General features: G+C 55.8%; 2 pseudogenes. One reads left to right on the top strand and one right to left on the bottom strand.

Going from position 1 to position 1,630, the window contains the following annotated elements:
• Positions 1–1,473 (top strand): annotated as a pseudogene (locus ACIPIZ_RS29660) (DNA-directed RNA polymerase subunit beta'); the annotation flags it as partial.
• Here the strand turns inward: ACIPIZ_RS29660 and ACIPIZ_RS29655 are convergent.
• Positions 1,457–1,630 (bottom strand): annotated as a pseudogene (locus ACIPIZ_RS29655) (metal-binding protein); the annotation flags it as partial. The pseudogenes ACIPIZ_RS29660 and ACIPIZ_RS29655 sit on opposite strands and share 17 nt — an antisense overlap.

Genomic DNA, 1,630 nt, shown 5'->3' with positions numbered 1-1,630 from the left:
ATCAACGCCAAAGGCGAAGGTCGTGTGTTCGCGGATCTGCAGGAAGTTGACCGTGTGTTCCGTGCCGGCGAAGCCGCACTGCACGCCAAGGTTAAGGTTCGTATCAACGAAACCGTCAATGACCGTGACGGCAACAGCGTGAGCGGTACCCGTATCGTCGACACCACTGTCGGCCGTGCGCTGCTGTTCCAGGTTGTGCCAAAAGGTCTGTCGTACGACGTCGTCAACCTGCCGATGAAGAAAAAGGCGATCTCCAAGCTGATCAACCAGTGCTACCGCGTGGTTGGTTTGAAAGAGACCGTGATCTTCGCTGACCAGTTGATGTACACCGGTTTCGCTTACTCGACCATCTCCGGCGTTTCCATCGGTGTTAACGACTTCGTTATCCCGGACGAGAAAGCCCGCATCATCGGTGCTGCCACCGACGAAGTGAAAGAGATCGAAAGCCAGTACGCCTCCGGCCTGGTAACCCAGGGCGAGAAGTACAACAAAGTAATCGACCTTTGGTCGAAAGCGAACGACGAAGTTTCCAAGGCAATGATGGCCAACCTCTCGAAAGAGAAGGTTATCGACCGTCACGGCGTTGAAGTCGATCAAGAGTCTTTCAACTCGATGTACATGATGGCTGACTCGGGTGCGCGGGGTTCCGCAGCACAGATTCGTCAGCTGGCCGGTATGCGTGGTCTGATGGCCAAGCCGGACGGTTCCATCATTGAAACGCCGATTACTGCGAACTTCCGTGAAGGTTTGAGCGTACTTCAGTACTTCATCTCCACTCACGGTGCTCGTAAAGGTCTGGCGGATACCGCGTTGAAAACTGCGAACTCCGGTTACTTGACTCGTCGTCTGGTAGACGTGGCGCAGGATCTGGTTGTAACCGAGATCGATTGCGGCACCGAACACGGTCTGCTGATGACTCCGCACATTGAAGGCGGTGACGTTGTAGAGCCGTTGGGTGAACGCGTATTGGGTCGTGTTATTGCCCGTGACGTATTCAAGCCAGGTACCGAGGACGTTATCGTTCCTGCCGGCACTCTGGTAGACGAGAAGTGGGTCGAGTTCATCGAGCTGAACAGCATCGACGAAGTGATCGTGCGTTCGCCGATCAGCTGCGAAACCAGCTATGGAATTTGCGCCAATTGCTACGGCCGTGACTTGGCTCTTGGTCACAAGGTGAACATCGGTGAAGCGGTCGGCGTTATCGCTGCCCAGTCCATCGGTGAGCCGGGTACACAGCTGACGATGCGTACGTTCCACATCGGTGGTGCGGCAAGCCGTACTTCCGCTGCGGACAGCGTTCAGGTGAAAAATGGCGGTACCGTTCGTCTGCACAATTTGAAGCACGTGGAGCGAGTGGATGGTCACCTGGTTGCTGTGTCCCGTTCCGGTGAGCTGGCCATCGCTGATGACTTCGGTCGTGAGCGCGAGCGTTACAAGCTGCCGTACGGTGCTGTGATTTCGGCAACGACTGGGTATTCGCACCCTCTTTCACCACAGCATAACTGCATTCGCTGTGGATCGGCAGGGTGACCAGCTCAAGACAACGCTGGCAAACCATTTTGACGTCGGTGGCGATACAGCTGTGGATTCCCACAGATTTCCGTTCATCTCGTTCAACAGCGCGGGTCGC

This window comes from Pseudomonas sp. NPDC087690 (genome assembly GCF_044743175.1).
Lineage (GTDB): Bacteria > Pseudomonadota > Gammaproteobacteria > Pseudomonadales > Pseudomonadaceae > Aquipseudomonas.
The sequence above is the reverse complement of the archived record's forward strand: the minus strand, read 5'-3'. Positions and strand labels throughout refer to the sequence as shown.